This window comes from Bacillus sp. FG16 (assembly GCF_057809515.1).
Map to the genome: position 1 here is coordinate 1 of NZ_JBMDKC010000183.1, position 4,300 is coordinate 4,300.

The 4,300-nt window shown below is 34.0% G+C and carries 7 protein-coding genes; 4 read left to right on the top strand and 3 right to left on the bottom strand.

The features are described 5' to 3' along the window. From ACODS7_RS31005 to ACODS7_RS31015, 3 genes are all read left to right on the top strand, one after another. Positions 1 to 101 (top strand): YrzI family small protein (locus ACODS7_RS31005; protein WP_488828430.1); only part of this gene is annotated, 101 nt, incomplete at its 5' end. A 72-nt stretch (positions 102 to 173) separates the two neighbouring features. After that, complete coding sequence (locus tag ACODS7_RS31010; protein ID WP_043315273.1) at positions 174 to 314, top strand: YrzI family small protein; 141 nt, start codon at positions 174 to 176, stop codon at positions 312 to 314. 27 nt (positions 315 to 341) lie between these two features. Then, positions 342 to 482, top strand: a complete 141-nt coding sequence (locus ACODS7_RS31015) for a YrzI family small protein (protein WP_000668497.1) — start codon at positions 342 to 344, stop codon at positions 480 to 482. Positions 483 to 722: 240 nt separating this feature from the next. Here the strand turns inward: ACODS7_RS31015 and ACODS7_RS31020 are convergent, their stop codons facing one another. After that, complete coding sequence (locus ACODS7_RS31020; protein ID WP_000837892.1) at positions 723 to 1,808, bottom strand: AI-2E family transporter; 1,086 nt, start codon at positions 1,806 to 1,808, stop codon at positions 723 to 725. Between the two features lie 149 nt (positions 1,809 to 1,957). Here ACODS7_RS31020 and ACODS7_RS31025 point away from each other — a divergent pair, with 149 nt between their 5' ends. Next, the gene (locus tag ACODS7_RS31025; protein ID WP_016081205.1) at positions 1,958 to 2,779 is read left to right on the top strand and encodes an HNH endonuclease; all 822 of its coding nucleotides are present in this window, start codon (positions 1,958 to 1,960) and stop codon (positions 2,777 to 2,779) included. 228 nt (positions 2,780 to 3,007) lie between these two features. On the opposite strand, the gene ACODS7_RS31030 is transcribed toward ACODS7_RS31025, so the two are convergent. Next, entirely contained in the window at positions 3,008 to 3,100 is a 93-nt protein-coding gene (locus ACODS7_RS31030) for a putative holin-like toxin (RefSeq protein ID WP_001289320.1), read from the bottom strand. A gap of 195 nt (positions 3,101 to 3,295) precedes the next feature. Then, positions 3,296 to 4,300: FMNH2-dependent alkanesulfonate monooxygenase (gene ssuD / locus ACODS7_RS31035; RefSeq protein ID WP_488828429.1), on the bottom strand; the 1,005-nt coding region annotated here is incomplete at its 5' end.

The window sequence follows — 4,300 nt, forward strand, 5'->3', positions numbered from 1 at the left end:
AAAATACATTTTCCGAGTCTGAAATGCTTCATGAGCGACAAATTAATCAGGCTATGGATCATGTAAAAGAAAGACAAAGTCATTACTGTAGTCACCTGTAATCACCTGTAATCACCTGTAATTTCTTATTACACTCGTTTTTTCTAAATCACTTATAAAGGGGCAATTATCTAATGAAATTTAAAGTATTCTTTTTAACCATTACCATTCAAAAAAATACATTTTCCGAGTCTGAAATGCTTCATGAGCGACAAATTAATCAGGCTATAGATCATGTAAAAGAAAGACAAAGTCATTACTGTAGTCATCTGTAATTCCAATTCGAAAGGAGGAATTCACATATGAAGTTTCACCTTTTCTTTTTAACGATTACGATTCAAAAAGAAACAATATCTCAAAATGAATTAAAACAGGAAAGACAATATAAACAAGTTATTGATGAAATTCGAGATCGTAGAAGCAAATACTACACTCACCTTTAATCGTTTAACTATATAGAATTGAAAGGAGTCGATTATGATGTTGATAGCACGCTGTAAGGAAATGATTTGGATAGTTCAGAGGGATTCCACATAGTTTTATATAGCTTATATCACACAAGTTTATCACTGAATTTGATGTATCAGAAATATATAATAAAATCAAATCAACCCGCTTTTAATTATTTATTTATAAACAAAAGATACACCACTTAAAAAGCGGTGTATCTTTCTCAGGTTTCACTATTTCCGATTACTTCTCTTTGTCTTAAACAATCTCACTAAGTTCGAAACAACAGTTTTTGTTACTGCATAAACTGGTACTGCTAAAATCATTCCGATGATTCCAGCAAAGTTACCTACCCCTAAAATTAGAATAATAATTGTTAATGGGTGAATATTTAATTTCGAGCTCATAATACGTGGTGAAATAATATTACTTTCAAACTGTTGTACAATTGTTACGATAATAATTACGTATAATGCTTGCATCGGAGATACGAACAGTCCTACAATAACAGCTGGTGCTGCCCCAATAAATGGCCCTAAGTTAGGAATGATGTTTGTAAATGCTGCAATAATTCCTAAAACGAACGCGTACGGTAAATCGATAATTAAATAACCGATAAAAGTAAACGCACCTACAAATATACAAACGAGCGCTTGCCCTTGAATATATGCAGATAATGTTTCGTTCGTTTCCTTAATGATACGAAGCCCCTCTTCACGGTAAGACTCGGGTAATAAACTTACCGCTTTTCCTGGAAAGGCATGTCCATCTTTAAACATGTAAAATAAAATGAACGGTACAGTAAATACAACTAATGCAACGTTCGTGATAATACCAAATAAAGCCGTTGCACTCGACGTAATTGTATTTGGTATATCTTTTAAGTATTCAATCGCATTTTTTTCAATTGTTTCAATGGAAACGTAGTTTTGTGTAGATAACCATTCAAACAACCTATGATGTGATAATTCTTGTATGTATACTTTTCCCTCTTTTATGTAGCCTGGCATATTTTTTACTAAGTCCATTAGCTGTTGTGAAATCGTAGGAACAACTACTCCAACGCCAACCGCAGTTAATGTTATGATAAAAAGATATAACAGTAATATCGCTAAATTTCTAGGTACTTTTTTATTCTCCAAAAAGATTAATACAGGATTAAATATGAAGTATAAAAAAAGCGCGATTAAGATTGGGAAAAACAATGTTGATATGAAGATACCAATCGGTTGAAATAAAAATGATATTTTTGTGCAAATAAATATGATTCCTACAACCATTAGCACTTCTAATGTCCAAAAGTGCACTTTTGATTTCAAAAAAACGGCCTCCTTTAAACTAGCACTTCTCTTCATTGTACCAAAATAAGCATGAATTTCACATAATATTTTCCTTTACAATATTCCAAAATGCCGATAAATACACTACAATGAGATTACATACAAATTTGCAGGTAAAGGTGATAAAAATGACACAATGCATCATTTGCAGAAAAGATACGAAAGAACTTAGTGAACAATATGTCATTCCAGAAATATTATGTGGATATTATTTCACAAACTCAATTTGTGATACTTGTCATGAACAAATGACAACAAATATTGATCGTCCTTTAATTAGGCATAAATTGAGTCAATTTAAGATTGAACAAATGAAAAGACAAATTGATTCTCCACTCTATACGAATGAGCACGGTGAGGAACTTGCGGCTGCTGAGACTGATGTTGTCGAAGTAAGCGACGAGATTCTTTATTCTAATGCATTAATTATGAAACTATGTAAAAAGCACGATATTTCCTTACATAATGAAATTTGGAAAGAGGAACGTGTAACGAAAGTAGCGAGTTCTATTCAACGTGAATTACTATTAGATAACCGTAAATATAAAATGAGTGTATTAAAAATGGCTTATACATTCGCTGTACAAGCAGTTGATGGCTACTTTGAAGATCAAGATGCAATTGATATTTCTACCATTCTCTCAAATGCAGATTTCGTGGAACTAAAAGAAAAAAGCATTGTACGTGATTTAAGCAAAAGTTCTTTATGGAATACGCTAAATACAAGTAGTGAAAATCATTACTTTATTTTACTTAGCGATAAAGACGGCCTGTTTTGCTTCATTCGTTTGTTTGACATCTTTGATGTTGTCGTTCATTTATCAGAAAAAAGATTTGACCTTCCATCGCCAATTGTCGGTGTAAATAATGTGAGTATGCAGAAATTTTATGTCCAAAGTTTAAAACAGTATATGGATGGGCTGTTTAAAGAAAAAGCACCTACTATATAATAGAAACCAGAACATACGGTCTCCTTTCTTGATGAAAAGACACTGTGTTATAATGAGTATGAAAAGAACAATACAATCACATAAACCAATTATAAATTGTATATAAATAAAAAAGACTAGTGTGCGGCTACACACTAGTCCACGTAACTTAGCAGATTGGATTGTTCATTTATCCTATTTGTTTCTTACAAACAAAACAACCCACATTCTATAAGCATAGGTGGGTTGTTATTTTTTGAGCTTGTCTATTAAAACGACGACGAACGTTAACAATGCAACGAGAAACAGTCCACCTTGCAGTAGCAACGCTATTTCACTCACGTATTATCACCCCCCTCCTACTCGGAGAAGTGATAATTGAACAACCAACCGCACCTTAAGTTACCCTTTAATTTTACCATATTTTCTAATAATTTACGATGAAAACCCGCAAGCGAATAACTTGCGGGTTTTTTATCCCGTATTAACAGGCAGTGAACAAAATAAAGCAATAAATATGTGAAACTTTATTTCTCACTATTTTTTTAATGCATATGCATCAGCAATCATTTCACCAACAATTTTATTTTCTTCTTTCTTCTCGTCTTTCAATAATGGGAATAACAATTCTGCGACCTCATACGCTTCTTCTAAATGCGGATATCCTGATAAAACAAACGTATCAATTCCTAACGATTCATATTCTTTTATCCTTTCTGCTACTGTATGTGGGTTGCCTACAAGTGCAGTACCTGCCCCACCTCTTACAAGTCCGATTCCAGCCCATAAATTAGGGCTTATCTCTAACGACTCTCTCGTACCTTTATTTAAATGTGTCATCCTCTTTTGACCAACCGAATCATATCTTGCAAATGTCTTTTGAGCAAGCTCAATTGTTTCATTATCCACATATTGAATTAAACGTTCTGCCTCTTCCCACGCTTCTTCTTCTGTTTCTCTTACAATTACGTGTAATCTAATGCCAAATCGTACTGTACGCCCCTTCTCTTCTGCAAGTTTTCTTACTTCTTCTATTTTCTCTTTCACTTGCTCTGGTGGCTCTCCCCACGTTAAATATACATCACTATGTTCAGCTGCTACTTCTTTTCCAGCAGCTGATGATCCTCCGAAATATATAGGAGGATATGGTGTTTGAACTGGCGGGAATACAACTTTACTATCTGTAACTTGAATATGTTTTCCTTCTAAAGAGATCGTTTCACCTTGCAATGTCGATTTCCAAACTTTTAAAAATTCATCCGCTGCTTCATATCTTTCATCATGCTCAAGATATAATCCATCTCCTTGTAGTTCAACTGGATCTCCTCCAGCTACTACATTAATAAGTAGTCTCCCATCTGAAATTCTATCAAATGTAGATGCCATCCTCGCTGCAACTGTAGGTGACATTAGTCCTGGTCTCACTGCTACTAAAAATTTTAGTTTTTCTGTTTCAGCAGCAAGAGCTGAAGCTAACACCCAAGGGTCTGAAGTGAACCCTGAAAACGGGACACCTATCAAAACACCTAAACCACTTGTTCC

What these genes read in the sequence shown, in the direction of transcription:
- ACODS7_RS31010 (WP_043315273.1), top strand. Translation starts at nt 174, where the DNA reads ATGAAATTTAAAGTATTCTTTTTAACCATTACCATTCAAAAAAATACA.
- ACODS7_RS31015 (WP_000668497.1), top strand. Translation starts at nt 342, where the DNA reads ATGAAGTTTCACCTTTTCTTTTTAACGATTACGATTCAAAAAGAAACA.
- ACODS7_RS31025 (WP_016081205.1), top strand. Translation starts at nt 1,958, where the DNA reads ATGACACAATGCATCATTTGCAGAAAAGATACGAAAGAACTTAGTGAA.